Source organism: Bacillus sp. L75, assembly GCF_003676355.1.
Classification (GTDB): domain Bacteria; phylum Bacillota; class Bacilli; order Bacillales; family Bacillaceae; genus Bacillus; species Bacillus velezensis.
This window is the reverse complement of the sequence record NZ_ML064904.1, coordinates 241587-260504: the sequence shown is the minus strand read 5'-3', so window position 1 is coordinate 260504 and position 18918 is coordinate 241587. Positions and strand designations below refer to the sequence as shown.

The 18918-nt window shown below is 49.0% G+C and carries 19 protein-coding genes, 1 pseudogene and 1 riboswitch; of the genes and pseudogenes, 10 read left to right on the top strand and 10 right to left on the bottom strand.

Going from position 1 to position 18918, the window contains the following annotated elements; genetic code table 11:
• Positions 1-73: 73 nt before the first annotated feature.
• Positions 74-289, bottom strand: coding sequence for an aspartyl-phosphate phosphatase Spo0E family protein (locus tag D5S11_RS10000; RefSeq protein WP_007409163.1), 216 nt, complete (start codon positions 287-289; stop codon positions 74-76).
• Between the two features lie 217 nt (positions 290-506).
• On the opposite strand from D5S11_RS10000, the gene D5S11_RS09995 reads away from it, so the two are divergent.
• Complete coding sequence (locus tag D5S11_RS09995) at positions 507-1412, top strand: fumarylacetoacetate hydrolase family protein (RefSeq protein ID WP_014417375.1); 906 nt, start codon at positions 507-509, stop codon at positions 1410-1412.
• Between the two features lie 93 nt (positions 1413-1505).
• Positions 1506-1862, top strand: coding sequence for a YisL family protein (locus tag D5S11_RS09990; RefSeq protein WP_007409161.1), 357 nt, complete (start codon positions 1506-1508; stop codon positions 1860-1862).
• Here D5S11_RS09990 and D5S11_RS09985 read toward each other — a convergent pair.
• Positions 1859-2092: a hypothetical protein gene (locus D5S11_RS09985; RefSeq protein WP_108725058.1), complete on the bottom strand. Its 234-nt coding sequence runs from the start codon at positions 2090-2092 to the stop codon at positions 1859-1861. The genes D5S11_RS09990 and D5S11_RS09985 overlap by 4 nt on opposite strands.
• 35 nt (positions 2093-2127) lie before the next feature.
• Positions 2128-2670, bottom strand: a complete 543-nt coding sequence (locus tag D5S11_RS09980; protein ID WP_038456447.1) for a DUF2777 family protein — start codon at positions 2668-2670, stop codon at positions 2128-2130.
• Positions 2671-2845: 175 nt separating this feature from the next.
• On the opposite strand from D5S11_RS09980, the gene asnB reads away from it, so the two are divergent.
• Positions 2846-4687, top strand: a complete 1842-nt coding sequence (gene asnB, locus D5S11_RS09975; RefSeq protein WP_007409158.1) for an asparagine synthase (glutamine-hydrolyzing) — start codon at positions 2846-2848, stop codon at positions 4685-4687.
• 85 nt (positions 4688-4772) lie between these two features.
• On the top strand, positions 4773-5513 hold the full coding sequence (locus D5S11_RS09970; protein WP_108725057.1) for a squalene/phytoene synthase family protein: 741 nt from the start codon (positions 4773-4775) through the stop codon (positions 5511-5513).
• 35 nt (positions 5514-5548) lie between these two features.
• Here the strand turns inward: D5S11_RS09970 and D5S11_RS09965 are convergent, their stop codons facing one another.
• Positions 5549-6916: an MATE family efflux transporter gene (locus tag D5S11_RS09965; RefSeq protein ID WP_108725299.1), complete on the bottom strand. Its 1368-nt coding sequence runs from the start codon at positions 6914-6916 to the stop codon at positions 5549-5551.
• 122 nt (positions 6917-7038) lie between these two features.
• Between D5S11_RS09965 and D5S11_RS09960 the strand changes: the two genes are divergently transcribed.
• Both D5S11_RS09960 and iolX read left to right on the top strand, forming a co-directional pair.
• Positions 7039-7902: an AraC family transcriptional regulator gene (locus tag D5S11_RS09960; RefSeq protein ID WP_007409155.1), complete on the top strand. Its 864-nt coding sequence runs from the start codon at positions 7039-7041 to the stop codon at positions 7900-7902.
• Between the two features lie 35 nt (positions 7903-7937).
• A pseudogene (iolX, locus tag D5S11_RS09955) lies at positions 7938-8246 on the top strand (scyllo-inositol 2-dehydrogenase); the annotation flags it as partial.
• Between the two features lie 45 nt (positions 8247-8291).
• Here the strand turns inward: iolX and D5S11_RS09950 are convergent.
• The gene (locus D5S11_RS09950) at positions 8292-8786 is read right to left on the bottom strand and encodes a DinB family protein (RefSeq protein WP_007409154.1); all 495 of its coding nucleotides are present in this window, start codon (positions 8784-8786) and stop codon (positions 8292-8294) included.
• Between the two features lie 53 nt (positions 8787-8839).
• Positions 8840-9448 (bottom strand): LysE/ArgO family amino acid transporter, encoded by a 609-nt coding sequence (locus tag D5S11_RS09945; RefSeq protein ID WP_020955613.1) that lies wholly within the window; start codon positions 9446-9448, stop codon positions 8840-8842.
• Positions 9449-9573: 125 nt separating this feature from the next.
• Here D5S11_RS09945 and pdxR point away from each other — a divergent pair, with 125 nt between their 5' ends.
• Positions 9574-11016: a MocR-like pyridoxine biosynthesis transcription factor PdxR gene (gene pdxR, locus D5S11_RS09940; RefSeq protein WP_020955614.1), complete on the top strand. Its 1443-nt coding sequence runs from the start codon at positions 9574-9576 to the stop codon at positions 11014-11016.
• Between the two features lie 7 nt (positions 11017-11023).
• Here pdxR and D5S11_RS09935 read toward each other — a convergent pair whose 3' ends face one another.
• The 4 genes from D5S11_RS09935 to D5S11_RS09920 form a co-directional block, all read right to left on the bottom strand.
• The gene (locus D5S11_RS09935) at positions 11024-11650 is read right to left on the bottom strand and encodes a pentapeptide repeat-containing protein (protein WP_042635043.1); all 627 of its coding nucleotides are present in this window, start codon (positions 11648-11650) and stop codon (positions 11024-11026) included.
• Between the two features lie 195 nt (positions 11651-11845).
• Positions 11846-12286: a GNAT family N-acetyltransferase gene (locus tag D5S11_RS09930; RefSeq protein ID WP_007409151.1), complete on the bottom strand. Its 441-nt coding sequence runs from the start codon at positions 12284-12286 to the stop codon at positions 11846-11848.
• Positions 12287-12368: 82 nt separating this feature from the next.
• Entirely contained in the window at positions 12369-14210 is a 1842-nt protein-coding gene (locus D5S11_RS09925; RefSeq protein ID WP_020955616.1) for a bifunctional homocysteine S-methyltransferase/methylenetetrahydrofolate reductase, read from the bottom strand.
• A gap of 89 nt (positions 14211-14299) precedes the next feature.
• Positions 14300-14421: riboswitch (SAM riboswitch) on the bottom strand.
• A gap of 100 nt (positions 14422-14521) precedes the next feature.
• The gene (locus D5S11_RS09920; RefSeq protein WP_003155112.1) at positions 14522-15013 is read right to left on the bottom strand and encodes a YajQ family cyclic di-GMP-binding protein; all 492 of its coding nucleotides are present in this window, start codon (positions 15011-15013) and stop codon (positions 14522-14524) included.
• Positions 15014-15112: 99 nt separating this feature from the next.
• On the opposite strand from D5S11_RS09920, the gene D5S11_RS09915 reads away from it, so the two are divergent.
• The 3 genes from D5S11_RS09915 (at position 15113) to D5S11_RS09905 (ending at position 18803) form a co-directional block, all read left to right on the top strand.
• Entirely contained in the window at positions 15113-16009 is an 897-nt protein-coding gene (locus D5S11_RS09915) for a CvfB family protein (protein WP_172615145.1), read from the top strand.
• A 170-nt stretch (positions 16010-16179) separates the two neighbouring features.
• Positions 16180-17157, top strand: a complete 978-nt coding sequence (locus D5S11_RS09910) for a BMP family lipoprotein (RefSeq protein ID WP_108725056.1) — start codon at positions 16180-16182, stop codon at positions 17155-17157.
• Positions 17154-18803 (top strand): methyl-accepting chemotaxis protein, encoded by a 1650-nt coding sequence (locus D5S11_RS09905; protein ID WP_108725055.1) that lies wholly within the window; start codon positions 17154-17156, stop codon positions 18801-18803. The genes D5S11_RS09910 and D5S11_RS09905 overlap by 4 nt, the downstream gene beginning before the upstream one ends.
• The last annotated feature ends 115 nt before the right edge of the window (positions 18804-18918 follow it).

Sequence of the window (18918 nt, the reverse complement as noted above, 5' to 3'; positions counted from 1 at the left end):
GACGTAAAAACACCGGCGCTTTACGCATGCCGGGTCTATACATAAATGATACAGATTTATATACATATCACGTTTATGAGAAAGCCTCTTTTTTTCCTGCGGTGCGGCCGTGCTCAATCTGTGCGGCCGGGTTCAGCCCGCTGTCTTTCGTTTGTTGGATGAGCCCGCCCCGGCACCCGTTTAAAAGGCTGTCCAGCTCCTGGCTGCACCTGATGGTCTCCGTCGCATTGATTCCGAATTTTTGCGCTGTCTCGAATAAAGTTAATCTTTTTTCTTCAATTTTGTTCATCGTGTGATCTCCAATTCTCGATTATTTTGGAAAACATAGGATGATAATAGTATAACCCATTTTGGCCAAGAAGGTTTTATTTCGTCAATATGACTAAAAAAGTGACAATTTTTGATACTCTTTTACACTTATTTTCAGCCTGTTTAAAAGAGGAATTTCCCGCCCGGAGGAAGAATACATAAAGGAATGCCAGATTTAAAAATGATGGGGGATTAACATGAAATTTGCGACAGGGGAACTGAACAGCCGAAAATTTGTCGGTCTGATCATTGATGATGACAAAATCTTAGATCTGCAAAAGGCTGAAAAAAAATTGTTTGAACTTGAGACGATTCCGGGTTCGCTGATCGAGTGCATTCAAAAAGGAGATAAGTTTGTCGCGCATGCCGGACAGCTTGCGGAATGGGCGAAAAAACCGAATGACGAGTCGGGTTCATTTATGTATGCGCTGTCTGACGTAAAGCTTTGCGCGCCTATTCCGAGACCTTCAAAGAACGTGATCTGCATCGGGAAAAATTATCGTGATCATGCCGTTGAAATGGGGAGTGAGGCTGATATACCGGAGCATCCCATGGTTTTTACGAAAGCCCCCGCTGCCGTTACAGGTCACGGAGAAACAGTGAACAGCCACTTGGACGTAACGGAGCAGCTTGATTATGAAGGGGAGCTTGCGGTAATCATATCTAAAAGCGGATCGCACATCTCCAAAGAACATGCGCTTGATCATATATTCGGCTATACAATTGTAAATGATATAACAGCGCGCGATCTGCAGAAGAAACATAAACAGTTTTTTATCGGCAAAAGCCTCGATACGACATGCCCGATGGGCCCGGTCATTGTACATAAGTCGGCCGTCAGTGATCCGCAAAGCCTGAAAGTTGAAACGCGGGTGAACGGAGAATTGCGCCAATCAGGATCAACGGGGGACATGATTTTTCCGATAGCTGAATTAATCGAGACGCTGTCAAAAGGGATGACGCTTGAAGCCGGTGACATTATAGCGACGGGGACGCCGTCCGGTGTCGGAAAAGGGTTTAAGCCGCCGAAATTTTTAAAGCCGGGGGACCGCATTGACATTACAATTGAACCGATCGGCACGCTGTCGAACCAAATCGGATAATTGTGTGTCCATCGCACGATTGATAATGCTCCGAGCGGCTTGTTGTGGTACCATAAGTGAGGCAGATTGATCTGATAGGGGGAATTGAACATAATGACACATTGGCATATTACTTCATGGGTCGTTGCGCTTATCCTGGTGTTTGTCAGCTACGGGCTGTACGGTTCCGGAAAAGCGAAGGGCGCAAAAATTACGCATATGATTCTGCGCTTATTCTACATTATTATTATTCTGACCGGAGCTGAGCTTTTTGTCCGTTTTGCGAATTGGAACGGAGAATACGCCGGAAAAATGCTGCTCGGCATCATTACCATCGGACTGATGGAAATGCTCGTCATCCGTAAGAAAAAAGGCAAATCAACCGGCGGACTGTGGATCGGTTTTATTATCGTGCTCGTCCTGACGGTGCTGCTCGGCCTTCACTTGCCGATCGGCTTTCACGTATTTTAATCAATCGCTTGAAAAACCCGGATGCATCCGGGTTTTTTTAGTTGCGCATACATTCTGCGCAACTGTGCCGCTGAATGAGAAATGCCGTGGCAGGGGGATGTTGATGAGGCGAAGGAGATTTGCAGGATGCCAAAAGCGTCAATCACTCTTGTTGCCGCAAAAGCTACGGCTGTGAAGGGTAAAAGCAAACGCCGGGCGTCAATCAGCGTGAAAAACAAAGCTAAATACATCAGGCGGCACCTATTTAAAAGGTGCCGCCTGTTTGTTACGCGGTGCCGTCTTGTCTTGCCGCTGAATACATAATGGAGCGCCGCCCGTCAGATGCCGTCCATTCAAATCTGTCGTGTTTACCCGAGCTGCCGCGGTGATGCTGCAGGGCGCATTGTGCGTCATCCGCCGAGAAGTGATAAAACGAAACGCCTTCACCGGAAAACAGCGCCTGATTGTAGGAAAATACGCAATCATATACAGACAGGCCGAACCCGTGCAGATGGCTGAGAAACAGCAGGAACGTTTCATCGTCCAGCGAATCGAGCAAGGTTAACAGCGGCCGTTTGACCGCCTTTTCATAACGGATTTCTTCCCCGCCGAGCAGGGGGATGGTGTCTGCGCCGATTTCGGCCGCACCGCCGCAAATCCGTGCCGGCTGCCATCTGCCGCCGCGTTTCATCAATACGTCTGCGTTTCCTAGACTGTCTGCCAGCAGGATATCGCCTTCATCGTTTTCGACGAGGCAGATGCCGTCCTCTATCATCAGGGTGCCGCGACCCCATTTGTTTTTTTCTGAGAAAAGCTGTTTTCGTTTCATAACCGTGCCGGTCTCCTTTGTTTGTTTCTTCTCTTCCGTTCTTTCCAAATCGGGCTTGTCTCATACAACTCTTAGTGGGACAAATCAACTATCTGCGTTTCTTTGCATAAACTGGGTAAAGTGCTGATAGAAACGAATTTGATACCGACAGAAACGGGATTGGAGCTGATATCACATGTGTGGAATTGCGGGTTGGGTCGATTTTCAAAAGCAGCTCGTCCAAGAGAAACATATTATGAACAATATGATAGACACTCTTTCAAAACGAGGGCCTGATGATTCAAACGTCTGGGGAGAGCCCCATGTTTTATTCGGACATAAAAGACTTTCGGTCGTTGACATTGAAGGCGGCCGCCAGCCGATGGCCTGCACGCATCAAGAGGAAACGTACACCATCATTTATAATGGCGAGCTGTATAACACGGAGGAATTGCGGAAGGAGCTTCAGGCGAGGGGCCACCGTTTTGAGAGGACCTCTGATACAGAAGTGCTGCTGCACAGCTATATTGAGTGGCGGGAGGAGTGCGTGGACCGCTTGAACGGTATTTTCGCTTTTGCCATCTGGGATGAAAAGCGCAAGCGGCTGTTCGGGGCAAGAGACCGGCTCGGCGTCAAACCGTTTTTTTATAAAGAACACGGCTCTTCCTTTCTGTTTGGGTCGGAATTGAAAGCCATCCTTGCTCATCCTGATGTGAAAGCCCGCACAGACAGCGGCGGACTTGCGGAAGTATTCGGACTCGGGCCGTCCAGAACTCCGGGCTGCGGGGTGTTTAAAGGAATTCACGAGGTGCGTCCCGCCCATGCGTTCACTTTCTCAAAGGACGGTTTGTCCATATGGCGTTATTGGAATGTAAAGAGCGAAAAGCATACAGACAGCTTCGATGAAACCGCAGCTCACATTCGGTACTTATTTCAGGATGCAGTGACACGCCAGCTCGTATCTGACGTGCCGGTTTGCACGTTTTTATCAGGGGGGCTTGATTCGAGCGCGATAACCGCGATAGCCGCGGCTCATTTTGAGAAACAAGGCAGAGATCCCCTTCATACTTATTCAATTGATTATGAGGAGAACAGCAAATTTTTTAAAGCGAGCGCCTTTCAGCCGAATGATGACGGCCCGTGGATCGATAAAATGACAAATGCATTCGGCACACAGCATCATAAGTGCGTGATTACGCAGGATCAGCTGATTGAACATCTGGAGGAATCCGTTCTCGTCAGAGACCTGCCGGGCATGGCTGATGTTGATTCATCGCTATTATGGTTCTGCCGGGAAATTAAAAAAGATTTTGTCGTGAGCCTTTCCGGAGAATGTGCGGACGAAATTTTCGGCGGATATCCGTGGTTTCACACAGCGGCAGAAGAAGAGGGATTTCCTTGGATGAGGTCGACTGAGGAGAGGGTCACGCTCTTGGATGAAAAGTGGCAAAAACGGCTGAATCTTAGAGAATACGTGAATGCGAGATATGAAGAAACCATTGCGGAAACGCCGCTGTTAGATGGTGAGACGGGAACAGATAAAGCGAGACGGCAGCTGTTCTACTTAAATATGCTTTGGTTTATGACAAATCTGCTCGACCGCAAAGATCGCATGAGCATGGGCGCAAGTCTTGAAGTACGGGTGCCGTTCGCCGACCACAGACTTGTGGAATACGTTTGGAATATTCCTTGGGAAATGAAAATGCATGGCAGCCGGGAAAAAGGTATCTTGCGGAAAGCGCTTGAAGGACTGCTTCCTGAAGATATTTTGTACCGCAAAAAAAGTCCTTATCCGAAAACGCATCACCCGAAATACACGCAGGGGGTCACAGAATGGCTGAAAACGATTTTACAACAGAAAGATTCCGTGCTTCACACCCTGCTTGACAGAAAGAAGCTGGAAATGCTGCTGGAGACAGAAGGTTCATCTTTTCAGGTTCCGTGGTTCGGCCAGCTGATGAAAGGCCCGCAGCTGATCGCCCATCTTGCCCAGATCCATACATGGTTTGAGGCGTACCGTATCGATATAGAAGAATAACAGTGCCGCGACCGGTTTCCGCTGAAGGATATCGGTCTTTTTATTGTGAAACATATGGTACACTAAAAAACAGAGGAGTGATACCATGACCGAATACGAAACATGCGCCCAGCTTGCCGAGGCGCACTTTCCTTTATATAAACGGACTTTCTCATCCCTGCCGCCAAAAAACAGGCGGGCCGCATGGGCGGTGCTTGCTTTGTTTCACGAAGCTGACCGGCTTGATGTGCAGGAACTTGGAGGATTTGAACAGGCGGCACAAGACGTTCTGAACGGGTCACGCGCCGACGGCTTTTTGTGGGAGGCGCTCACCGATGTGCGGCAGCAATTTGCGCTTGAAGAAGAGCCGTTACGTGAGTTTATCGCCGGCCAAATCTCTGACAGAGAAAAAGTAACTTATCAAGAGTTTGATGACCTGCTGATGTATGCGGGCCAAACAGGCGGAGCCCTCGGCCTGCTGCTGCTGCCGGTTTGTGCGCGCCGGAACCAAGAGAAACTCCGCCATGCAGCCGTTTCATTAGGAGCAGCCATTCAGCTGACCCGGGTGCTTCTGGAGGTCCATACGGACGAGCGGGCGAAAAAGCGTCTCCCGCGCCAGGTGATGAAGCAATTCGGCTATACGGAAGAAGAGCTGGAGAGCCATACCGTCAACAAAGCTTTTATGAATGTATGGGAGTACATCGCATTCGAGGCCGAGGCGTATTTCGAGGAGGCGTCTGAAGAGCTGGAGCTGTTTCCGTTATACTCAAGGCCCGCCGTTACCGGTTTGCTGGCACATTACCGGTCAGAGCTCGGTGACATGAGACAACGGCTTTCACAAGCATAAAAAAACGCCCGGCTTCATAACGAAGCTTCGGGCGTTTATGCAATCCCTTTTTGAATCCAAATCCGCGACCGCCATCTTCTGTACATAAGAATGCCTCTGACCCATTCATCCGCGATAAATGAAATCCAGATGCCCATAAGCCCTAATCCGAAATGGATGCCGAACAGATAAGCGAGCGGCAGACCGATACCCCACATGGAAATCATCGCCATGTAGACGGGAAATTTTGCATCTCCGGCAGCCCGCAGCGAGTTGATGATAATGACATTAAATGAACGGCCGGGCTCAAGAATGATCGTCATGGCGATCAGCATGCTCGCCGTCGCAATTATGTCAGGGCTGCTTGTGAAAATTCCGATCAGCTGCTTTGAAAACAAGGTCATGATCACGGATGTCAAAGCGGCAATGCCAAGCGCCCAGTACAGACTTTTCATGCAGCGGTCATAAGCGTCGTCAAACCGTTTGGCGCCGATATATCTGCCGATCAAAATCTGTGTGCCCTGGCTGATCGCCGTTCCGAACAGCAGGATAAACATGGTGATGTTTTGTGTATAAACCTTTGTTGTAAGCGCCTGAGCGCCCATAATGGCGATAAAATAAGTGACAACCATTTGTGAAATGTTGTAAGACAGCTGTTCGCCGGCAGACGGAATCCCGATTTTCAGGAGTTTCCGCAAGTGCTCTTTATGGACGTGAAAAATCTTTTGCCATGTCAGACCGAGTCCGATGCGTTTTTTGACGATCACAATCATCGCGATCAGCCCGATGATCCGCGCGAAGGACGTTGACATCGCAACACCGGCGACGCCTAACACCGGAAGGCCGAGCGGCCCGAAAATGACAAGAAAGTTTCCGGCAATATTTAAAATATTCATCCCGATCGTAACGAACATCGTATCCTTCGTATGACCGTGGCTTTTTAAAATGGCGCTGAACGTCATAATCAAAGCCTGAATGAAGGACAGCCCGCCGACCACCTGCAAAAAGACTTTGGCATCCGGCATCAATTCATTGGAAAGACCCATCACATGAAGCAGCGGAACGGCCGCAAAAAATATGGCGGCGCTGATGGCGAGACTGATGACAAAGTTCGCTCCTATTGATACATAAGCCACTTCCTGCGCCTCTTTTTTCTGTTTAGATCCTAAAAACTGTGAAATCACAATTGTCGTGCCCGTTGCGATAAAGCTGAACATCACGATAATTAAATTTAAAATCTGATTGCTGACACCCACGGCCGCCACACTGTTGTCAGAGTATTGGCTAAGCATAAGAGTGTCGGCGTTTCCCATAAACATATATAATGAAACCTCAATAAATATCGGCCAAGTCAGCGCGTATAATGAGAGTTTGTGATCAGAGGATTGTTTGAACGCAGCCCGTTTTAAAATCGCTTGTTTCATTTCTTTTAACCCCTTTCCTGACAAAATCAACGTTTAAAAGTGTACCTCCATTTTCTTATAATAAAAAGGGAGAGAAACGAAACTTCTTGCAAAAATCCGACTTAAAAAGGAGGGCCGAAAATATGTCCTTTCTCGAGTTCACAGTTCCTCCGTTCCCGGTCTTTATCGCTGCGGGAGAAGGAGTATTCAAAAAAGGCGAAACCCATGTGAGACGGGTCTTCCCGGTGTTTGATCTGCTGTATGTGAAAGAAGGCGTCCTCTACATTACAGAAGACGAAAACGCCTTTTCCGTTGAAGCCGGAGAATATATTCTGCTTTCTCCCGGCCTTGAACATTACGGGACAAAAGGCAGTGAAGAAACGACATCCTATTCGTGGCTTCATTTTGAGGGAGCGGCTTATGAGGTGACGGAAACAACCGGGAACAATTGGTCGGAGCTGAGGCGAAAAAAAGGGAGCTTTGAAGAACCGTCCCGCTACCGCCTGTCCCTGCCGCAAAAAGGGAAGGTGAGACGCCCGCAGTTTATGGCCGGGCAATTCAGTGTGCTGACCGATGACAGCGCCGAGAACTCCGATCTGCCGCTCAGAAAGCAGATTCTGTTTGAAGAGCTGCTGCTCCATCTTCAGAAAGAAGCGTTCCAAATCCCGTCCGCAAAGGAAAGAGTCGCATGGGAGGCCGCCCGGTACCTGCAGGAGCACTATCAGGAGAAAACAACCATCAAAGCGCTCTCTTCGGCTCTTCATTACAACCAAGACTACGTGACCCGCTGTATGCAGCAGGTGCTCGGCGTCACGCCCGGCCAGTATACGAACAAAGTCAGAATGACGGAGGCGAAACGTCTTTTGTCCGCAACCAATGACAAAATGGGGGCAATCGCGGACGCCATCGGTATGGAGGACCCGACCTATTTTTCCAAACTGTTTAAACAGATTGAAGGCATTTCGCCGCTTGAATACCGCAAATTCGTAAGCCGGAAAACGGACTGACCCAAAACCAGAGAACAAAAAGTAGGAGGCGGTTTATCCGCGCCGAAGTGATCGGGACGGCGGGAAGCATCTTGGTCGTTACGCTGCGGAAAAGCCATGTCACCGTTTTAACGGAGTCAGGCAGCAGCTGCGACATTATTCCGGATTTTCAAGCACGTTTTAAAGACGCTTACCGTCTGGAGCTTGAGCACTTTGCCGAATGTGTGAAAAAAGGGGAAACGCCGATTGTGACAGACATCGATGCCACGATTAACTTAGAAATCGGGATCGCCGCGACGGAATCTTTTAAAACCGGAAGGCCAGTAAAGCTCACCCCGGGCGCCTCCGGCTATGCCGGATTATGATAGATTCGAAGTGAAAAAGCAAAGGCCCGGGAGGCCTTTGCTTTTTTATGATTCGTATGAGAAAAAAATGTAGTCAGTCGGCACGCCTTTATAGCCCATTTGGTGAAGCATCGCGGTGATATTGCCGCGATGGTATGTGCCGTGATTCACAACATGCCGGATCACATCGGCATATGTCGTCTGAAGCGTCCCCAGGCGCGGATGAGAAATAGAGATCGGACCTTCCGGGTTCTCCATTTCTTTTAAAAATTCGCTGAATTCTTTGTCCAGTTCAGTCATTCTATGTTCAACCGCCTCAAAATCTCCGTCAAGCTTTTCAAATTGATCAAACTGCGAGACGATTTGTTCGAAAGTTTCTCCGTAAAGCACGTGAAGCCAAATGTAATCAGCCCGGTATATATGCACAAGCACGGCGTTCACAGTCGGAAAAACACTTTTCAGTTTCTGCTGTAAGCTGACCGCGGGCAGCGTCTTCAGATGCTGAATAACTTGCTCATTTGCCCATCTGTGGTAGTGATACAGCTTTAAAATGTCTGACATTCCAATTCCCCCTCTTCTTCCGGTACATTCAACATGGCCTGGCCGAATTCCTTTTATCGAAACAAAAGCGCCGCAAAATAAAAAGCAGCACCCCACATCACCAATGCCGAGCATTTATTCAGGATGCCGAGGAGCCGGCCTCCTGTATCCGCCGTTTGAACGAGCCGTCCCGCGAACGCCAGTCCGGCGAACCATACCCAGGAAACCGCGATACAAGCACCGGCAAACAGCCATTTATCAATTCCCGGATAGGCGGCGGAGCTTGTGCCGATGACACTGACGGTATCCAAAATCGCATGCGGGTTCAAAAGGGATACCATGGCGGCCGTGACCGCCTGTTTTTTTGCCGAGAAAACCGTTTTTTTCGCCTGTTCGGCCTGCGGTTTGCTTCTCCAAGTCTGCCAGCCTAAAAAACTGAGAAACAAAAAGCCGCCTATAAGCATGACGGTCTGAAAAACGGGAATCTCTGCAATAATCATTGACACGCCTGCGACGGCCGCGCTGATGAGAATCGTATCGCATACCGCGGCGGCAATCACTGCGGGAAATGCCTGCCACACATGTTTTTGCCAGGCTCCCTGCTGAAAAATAAACACGTTTTGCGCGCCCAATGGCAAAATAAGGCCAAAAGCGAGCATCACTCCGTGAAGAATGGCATTCATATCGTAAAACCCTCCAATCGTCAACTAAATCTCATTGTAGCCGCACTGTGTGCTGATGTCTCCGGCCATTTGGCTGGTACTTGAACCAGCCAAATGTATAATAAATAAAGAAGGAGGGATGACGTATGAACAGCTGGCGTCCGGATCGGGAGTCGCACATACCGCTTTATCTCCAGATCGAACAGCATATAAAAGAAAAAATACTTCATGGCGAATGGACCATTGGCACGAAAATTCCCTCACAAAGAAAGCTCGCCGAGGAGCTTCAGGTCAACCGAAGCACAGTGACGGCAGCAGTTGATGAGTTAATCGCCCAAGGTCTTCTGGAAGGAAAAAGAGGGGGAGGCACAAAGGTCGTCAACAATACGTGGAGCATCATGGCAGCGGCTAAGCCCCTTGATTGGAGCACATACGTTACATCGGGGAGTCATCAGCCGAATTCATCCTTGATTCAGGCCATTAATCAAAACGAGCCGCGTCCGGATCTGATCAGGCTGGGGACGGGTGAACTGAGTCAAGAGCTGCTGCCTGAGCAGGAGATGGCCGAACTGTTCCGTGAAGCGGGAACTAACATTTTTGCGCTCGGCTATGAAGAACCGAAGGGCAGCCTGCAGCTTCGGCAAAGCGTCGCGGAACATTTGAAAACAAAGGGGATTCACGCGTCCCCGGCATCCATCGTAATCGTCTCAGGCGCGCTGCAGGCGCTTCAGCTCATTTCAATCGGGCTGCTAAAACCAAACTCCGTCATGCTGACTGAAAACCCGTCGTATCTCCATTCCCTGCGTGTGTTTCAATCAGCGGGCGTCAGGCTTAAGGGAGTGCCGATGGATGGGAGCGGAATCAAAACGGATCATCTTCCCGCTTACCGGCGGCAATACGAAGCAGGGCTGCTGTACACCATTCCGTCATTCCATAATCCGACGGGAACGGTGATGTCACTCAAGCGGAGGAAGGAACTCATCGTCCTCACAAGAAATCACCGCCTGCCTGTCATTGAAGATGACGCATACGGTGATCTATGGATCGATAAAGAACCGCCGCCTCCGTTAAAATCCATGGACGGTGAGGGGAATGTACTGTATATCGGCACGCTGTCAAAAACCGTAAGCCCGGGTCTGCGCATCGGATGGGTCGTCGCCCCTGAGCCGGTTGCAGACAGGCTCGCCGATATTAAAATGCAGACGGATTACGGCTCCAGTGCTTTATCTCAATGGGCGGCATGTCAATGGCTGTCAAGCGGCCGCTATGAAGCGCGCCTTTTGCGTCTCAGAAAGGAACTCAAAATCAGAAGAGATGCGGCATTGCGTTTTCTTAAGAGATACGCGGGAGATATTGCGGAGTGGCGTGTGCCGGAGGGGGGCTTTTATATTTGGGTCACTTTTCATCAAGCAATCGCCGTTCAGACGCTTTTCACCCGTGCCTTGGAGGCCGGCGTGCTGATCAATCCGGGAGCTCTCTATCTTCCCGAAGACCGGCAAAGCCTGCGTCTTTCCTATTCATACGCATCCTTACCGGACTTGGAAAAAGGCATTCAAACGATAGCGGACATCGCCCGCCGTTTCGTTTAATAAAAGATCACGTCACAATGGCTCCGAGCGCTTCTGCGAATGTAACGGCATGCGCCGGAGAGATGCGGCATCCTTTCAGCTTCTCAAGTGAGACGTGCAGGTGATCAAATGTGCACGTGCTGATATCCATATTAAAAAGAGACGTGCCGATAAAATTTGAGCTGTTCAAATCACAGGCGTCAAGATCTGTGTATTCAAGAACCGCATCATTCCACTCGCTTTCTGTAAGAGCGCACGTGTCAAACCGGACATGCTTCATATTGGAATAGCTGAAGGAGCTGTAATTTGCGAGGCAGTCTTCAAACCGTACATGACGCATGGCGGAATCCGCCAGATTCAAGCCGAGAATTTTTGAATGCTGAAACGCCGTTCTATGGATGATGCTTCCGCTGAAATCAGCGTTTGAGACATCACATTTGTCAAACAGGACATCCGTACATTCCATATGTCTGAAAGAGACATCCGTAAAAACGGTGTTTCTGAAAATGACTTTTTCGGCGCGCAGGCCGTCCAGTTTGCTGTTTACCACGGCGTTTTCTATGACGACTTCTTTTATGAGGTCGTCCTGAAGCGCTTCTGTGAAAGAAAGCACCGGCAATTCTTTCGGGATTTTCGGTTTTTGGATCGTATTCATCTCATACTTCCTTTTCTGAATTAATAGCTGAAAACGGCAATTGACAGATATCGTTCTGCCTGCCATCCTTGCTGTTGTGTAATGTACAAAGGGTATTAAAAAAGCGGGAGGGCGTCAATAGTACCGCATATAAAAGCAGGCGTGACATTCAAGGTAATGCCCTTAGAGACATGTCCCCAAGGGCATTTGTCTGTTTCAGGCGAGTTCTTTATACATGATCACATGCGGGCCGATGCCGGGTATGTCAAAGGGGCTGCCCGTGCTTTTCCAGCCGAGCTTTTCGTAATATCCCTTTACGTGACATCTGGCGTTGCACCAGACAAGCGCCGCCCCCATATCTGCCAGTTTTCGTTCTGCATAGGCGATTAACGTGCTTCCCGCTTTTTGCGTCCGGTATTCCTCAAGCGTCGCCATGCCGCGCAGCTGGTAGGCGGGCGCTGCCTGTAACGCCTGCTGGTTCTGCGGGTAGAAAGAAGCGATGCTGATCAATGTCCCGTCGTAAAAACCTCCGAGATGAAAGGCTCCTTTGACGCTGTCCTGATCATATTTACAATCCTCAATCGTCTGATGGGGGCGCAGCACGCTGTGTCTGATCGCGTATGTGTCTTCTGCGGTGATGGGTTTTACTTCAACCATGAAAAAATCCTCCTTTGCTTGATTCTTTTTCTGTATCGTACCATGAAAAAGCCGCCTGTCATATCAGGCGGCCTCTTCCGCGTCAATGCAAATATACATCAGCCCGCTTTTCATCCTTTTGCTTAATATAAGCTGCAAGCTCTGACGTCAAATCAGAACGGAGAAACGGGGTGATTAAATAAATTCCGTTAAACAGTTCGCACGCCGTGTCGAGAAGCGACTTGGCGATGGCGAGGCCTTCGGCTTTCTGCTTCCGCTTGTCTTCGCCGGCGAGCGCCATTTTTTCGCGGATGCTGTCTGACAGCTTAATGCCCGGGATTTCATGATGGATGAACTCTGCGTTGCGGCTGCTCGTTAACGGCATGATTCCGATATACACCGGTGTTTTGAGATGCTTCGTTTCATGATGAATGTCAATGAGCTGCTGCTCCGAGTAGACAGGCTGGGACACGAAGTAGTCAGCTCCGCACTCGATTTTTTTCTCCAGCCGTTTTACTGCTTTATCGAGATGGCGGACATTCGGATTAAATGCTCCGGCTACGGAAAAGTTCGTTTTCTTGCCGAGCGGTTTCCCTGATAAAGAAATGCCCTCGTTGAATTGTTTAATCAGCCTGATCAAGTCAAAGGACGTTAAATCATAGACGGAGGTAGCCCCTGGAAAGTCGCCGATTTTTGAAGGATCACCCGTGATGGCTAAAATGTCGGTGAGCCCGAGCGTATCCAGCCCCATTAAATGTGACTGAAGGCCGATGATGTTGCGGTCTCTGCATGTAATGTGAACGAGAGAACGGATATCAAGGCGCTCTTTCAGCAATGAACCGCAGGCTGCATTGCTGATCCGCGGTGTCGCCAATGAATTGTCGGCGAGCGTCAGCGCTTCTATGCCGGTTTCTTTTAATTCAGCCGCCGCTTGCAGAAATTTGTCAAAATTCAATTTTTTCGGCGGATCAAGCTCTACGATAATTGACCGTTTTTGAGCGGCGATTTCGTTTAAACCCGGTTCGATTCGTTCGTTGCTGACTGAGATGACTTCTTCTTCCCGTCTGATTTTCACTTCTTTCTCAGTGACGGGGGAAAGGCCTCGGACCGCTTCAGCCATGGCTCTGATATGGTTTGGCGTCGTACCGCAGCAGCCGCCGATAATGCGCGCGCCCTGAGTGCGGAACTGTACGGCGCTCTCCCGGAAATAGGCATCGTCCGTATCATAAACAAGCCGGCCTTCTTCTAAAGACGGAAGGCTGCTGTTCGGATAGACCGATAAATAAGCGTCACTGAAAATCGGCACTTCGGTGAGCGCTTCAATCATGTGGTACGGGCCGAGCCGGCAATTGATTCCCGTTATGTCAGCGCCGAGATCGGCAATGGACCTGAGGGCTTCCCGAAGCGGCGTTCCGTCCTGCAGCACGCCCTGTTCGTGCATGGATACGTTCAGCATAATCGGAAGTTCCGTTTCTTTTCTCGCGATCTTCAGCACTTCGCGCGCCTCTTCTAAATCATAGTATGTTTCCAGAAGCAGACCGTCCGGCTCTTCGTGCAGCAATAAATAAAGCTGCTCCCGAAAGCTGCGTTTAATCTCCTCCAGGCTGTAGGCGTTTTTGTTAAAGGTGCGGATGCCGCCCATCGTTCCCAATACATAAGCGCCGTCTGAGGAAGCGCGCGCGATTCTGACCGCCTCCTGATTGATTTTTTTCGTTTCGTCCTCAAGTCCGTATCTTGAGAGCTTAATAAAATTCGCGCCGTACGTATTTGTCTGGATGATGTCTGCCCCGGCTTCCACGTAAGCCTTATGTATCCGCTTGATCTCTTCGGGCTTTGATACGTTCAGTTCCTCAAAACATCTGTCAATGCCGTAGGAATAGAGGAGAGTGCCCATCGCGCCGTCTCCGATTAAAATCCGTTCTTTTAAGTCTTGTAATAGTCCCATTGTTTGCCTCCTTCGTCACATTCAGCAAGGAAAAAAGAGAAATAAAAAAAGTCTTCTTAAGAAGAAGACTTTGTAATCATTTGTCTCTCTTCTTATCTTCCAAGCTGTTTTTAGCTTGCTGGATTTAGCACCTTGGTCATGGTTTGGGTAAACCACTACACCGGTTGCTGAAGCGTCGTCGGGCCAGTCCCTCGGCTTCTCTTGATAAGAACGTTCATGTAATTGTCATGGGTTTCCAAAACTTAACTGTGAAAATCCCTTTCTCCAAATTTACCGAAAATAGAGACAATAATCAATAGGAATCACATAATTTATCTAAAATTAATAAATTGAACGTCAATCGGCAGGTCTGCTCCGCGGACGGCTGCAATAATCTGCTGCAGATCATCTTTATTTTTTCCGGTGACGCGCACTTGGTCGTCCTGAATCTGCGACTTGACCTTCAAGCCGGAGTTTTTAATCACCGCGTTGATTTTTTTGGCGCTGTCTTTATCAATGCCCTGTACAAGCTTCGCGCGCTGGCGCACCGTGCCTCCCGATGCATTTTCGATTTTGCCGTATTCAATGTTTTTCGTCGGCACGTCCCGTTTGATCAGCTTGCCGCTCAGCACATCTTTGAGCTGATTCAGTTTAAACTCGTCATCAGAAATCAGGACAAGTTCTTCCTTTTCTAAAGTTACATCGCTTTTCGATCCTTTAAAGTCATAGCGCGTGCCGATTTCTTTCAGCGTCATCTGAATCGCATTCTGCACTTCGGGAAATTCAACTTTGGATACAATATCAAAAGAACTTTCTTTTGCCATGAGAAAACCTCCTATAACATTTCACTTATGAGTTGATTATAGTAGAATAAAGAGAAATGTCCAACAGCATAAAGCATGAATTTATGCATATTGGAAAAAATGAGAAAAACATCAGCCTCATACGGGCGAATCAGGAAGGACGATAACATGAGACCAGGGCAGCAGCTCACGCTTAGTATAGATCACCAAACCGATTTCGGTTATTTTTTAACCGACGGCGAGGATACGGTTCTTTTACATAACAGTGAAATCACAGAGGATATCGAAGACAGAGATGAAGTGGACGTATTTATTTACGTCGATCATCAGGAAAGACTCGCGGCGACGATGAAAAAGCCGCTCATCAGCTTTTATGACTACGGATGGGTGGAAGTGACGGACGCTGTGGAAGATATGGGCGTATTCGTCGACGTCGGTCTGTCAAAAGACGCGCTCGTCGCAACGGAGCACCTGCCTCCGTACAAATCCGTCTGGCCGCAAAAAGGAGACAGACTGTATTGCATGCTGAAGGTGACAAGCCGCGGGCGCATGTTTGCCAAGCCGGCGCCTGAGGATATCATCAGTGAATTATTTACGGATGCAGGGGAAGACGTCATGAATAAAGACCTGACGGGCACGGTGTACAGACTGATTGCATCAGGCTCTTTTCTGATTACCGATGAAGGCATCCGCGCGTTTATTCACCCTTCAGAAAGAAAAGAAGAGCCGAGACTCGGCAGCCGCGTGACAGGACGTGTCATCGAGGTGAAGGAAGACGGCTCCGTCAACATGTCCCTGCTGCCGAGAAAGCAGGATGCGCTTTCGGTTGACGCGGAAGAAATTCTGACCTATCTGAGATCAAGAAACGGCGCGATGCCTTACGGAGACAAAAGCCATCCTGACGATATCCGCGAACGGTTTCATTTAAGCAAAGCCGCCTTTAAGCGGGCGCTCGGGCATCTGATGAAAAACGGCAAGGTCTATCAGGAAGACGGCTGGACATACGAAAAACAATAAATTTTCTGCAAAAACATCGGTGAACCAAAACCGATGTTTTTTATTTTCTCAAAAGCTCCTATGCCCTCATTTGTTTAACATCCTGCCGAACATACATATTTTATTGAAATAAAATATTCTGACATCCGAACCGATATATAACTATAGAAAAAAACAAAAGGAGAGTTTCAATGAGAAAAATGGCGATATTTGCGGCTGTACTGCTGATTGCGCTCAGCACGGCGGGATGTGCCGGCAAATCTGAGGAAACGGCGGCCGAAAAAACGAAAACAATCGGCATCATGCTGACAGACAACGGCCTCGGCGACCAATCATTTAATGATTCAGGCTTTCAAGGTTTGATGAAAGCGAGAGACGAGCTCGGCATCACATTTGACTATAGGGAAATAAAAGATACCGGTACATACGAAAAAGGACTGACACAGCTTGTCAGGGAAGGCAATGATCTTGTGGTGGGGCTCGGTTACAGCATGCAGGCGGATTTAGAAAAGGTCGCCAAAAAATATCCGAAGCAGCGGTTTGTGCTGATTGATTCCGTATCAGACCTGGATAATGTCACCTCCGTCACGTTTAAAGAGGATGAAGGAAGCTTCTTAGCCGGAGCGCTGGCGGCCATGACGAGCAAAACCGGCACAATCGGATTTATCGGCGGTTCAGATGCCGACGTCATTAAACGGTTTAAAAAAGGCTATCTGCAAGGGGCGGAATCAGTCAAACCGAGAATCCGCGTGCTGTCGGACATCAGCGGTACGTTTGATGATGATAAGCTCGGGAAGGGCATCGCCCAAAACATGATCCGAAAAAAAGCCGATGTCCTGTTTACGGCGGCCGGCTTCACGGGTGTCGGCGCACTGAAAGAAGCGGAGGCGCAAAAAGTATACGCCATCGGTGTTGACAGCGATCAATATTACACCGCCGAGCACGCCGTTATCTCTTCTTTAGTGAAAAACGTCGACCATGTCATCTATGAATTGGCGAAAGATTTAAAAGACAACAAGGAGATCAAAAGCGGTGAGATCGTTTACGGACTGAAGGAAAACGGCATGGACTTAGCTAAGATCAGAGTTGTCAAAAACGCAGGCGGGCTGACGAAAAAGATCACGGATATGAAAAACAGTCTGATTGAAACAGGAGGCGATCTGAAGTGACATTACGGACAAGGCTGCTCGTTAACGCAGCCGTTACGATGATTTGCTTCGCCGCCGTCATCGGCTTTACCATCGTAAACATGATGAAGATTCAGGCTTCAAATGAAGATGAAGTGGACGCGCTGTTAAACGTTCAGGAAGCAAAAGCTGACCTTAATACGTTAAAAGAAAGCATCACCGGCTATTCCTATACGCTCGCAGACGCCCAGAAAGAAGATGTGCGAAGCTATATGAAAAGCAGCTCAGACAAACTGGCGGCGCTCAAAAAAACGATGACGGACGGTGCAGACAAAGCCGCTTATGACAAACTCGCCAAAAAATACGAATCATGGCAGGCGGAGGCGGACGCTGCTCTTGATTCGAAAAGCCCGGCTGAAGCGACAAGGACGGCGGCCCGCATCAACGGTCTTCTGAATGATATTTATATGCTGAATCTGAAAAGCCGGGATCACTATGAAGACATGCAGAAGCAGACGGCTGACCAGATTCAGTTTATCGTTTACAGCGCAGCCGTGCTGACCATCGTGATACTTGCCGTCACCGTCATATCTTCCATCAGGCTGACGAAGAGAATTGCAGGGCCGATCCGCCGCATGGCTGAAAATGCCCGTCGTATTGCAGGAGGGAACCTTGCTGTTGAAATGCTTGATTATAAAGGGAAGGACGAACTGAAAGAGCTGAATGACTCATTCGGAATGATGGCTGAACAGCTCCGCACCTTAATTCAGGCGATCGGAGAGGTCGGCCGTGAAGTCGAGACTTTCGCGGAAGGTTTGACGAAGGAAAACCAGACGCTGAAGGACATGACCGAGCAGGTATCCGTGTCGACGGAAGAAATGGCGCAAGGCTCCCAAACCATTTCAGAAGATCTGCAGCATGCGGTGCAATTCATTGAACAAATGGATGAACATTCAAAGGCGAACGCCGAACGTTCAAAACAAACGACGAGAAGCAGCGAAGAGACGATTGCGGCGGTGGCTGCGGGGCGCGGTGCTTTAGCCGAGACCAAGCAAGCCATTGATAAAAGCAATGAGACATCAAAAGAGATTTCCGAAGCCGCCGATCTCTTCATAGAGCATGCGGCAGGCATCAGTATGATGGCGCAGACCGTTTCTGACATTGCGGGCCAGACCAATCTGCTGTCATTAAACGCCGCAATCGAGGCGGCCAGAGCAGGCGAGGCCGGAAAAGGATTTGCCGTCGTTGCCGAGGAGATACGGAAGCTCGCAGACGGATCAGCCAAAGCGACCGCGCAGATTTTCGATATGGTAAAGCAAATTGAAGACGGCATCACATCTATTACCGGAGCTGTCACGACCGGCGTCGCTTTAGCGGACAGACAGCAGGAGCTGATGGAGAAAACGTCAGAATCATTCGTCCATATTGAACAAAAAGCCGCCCATATTAAAGCGGAGCTTACTCAATTGGACGGACGGATCATCGAATCGAAACAGCTTGGTGAGCAAGTGCTGCATCATGCCGAAAGCATCAGTGCCGTCGTTCAGGAAACGGCTGCGGGAAGCGAAGAAATTTCTGCCTCCGCGCTTGAGCAGCTGTCTTCTTTTCATAAAATGGCGGAAAGCGTCGATAATCTGGTGAGCCTGACAGAGCGGTTAAACGATCAGGTCCGCCGGTTTACTTTGTAACGGGCTTATGCCCCGCCCCCTGATTTTTGCAGCCTGACATGAGTAACTTCTGAATGAAACACAAATACTGAATATACTTGTGTTTATATTTATTCTTTTTCGTGAAAGGTGAAAA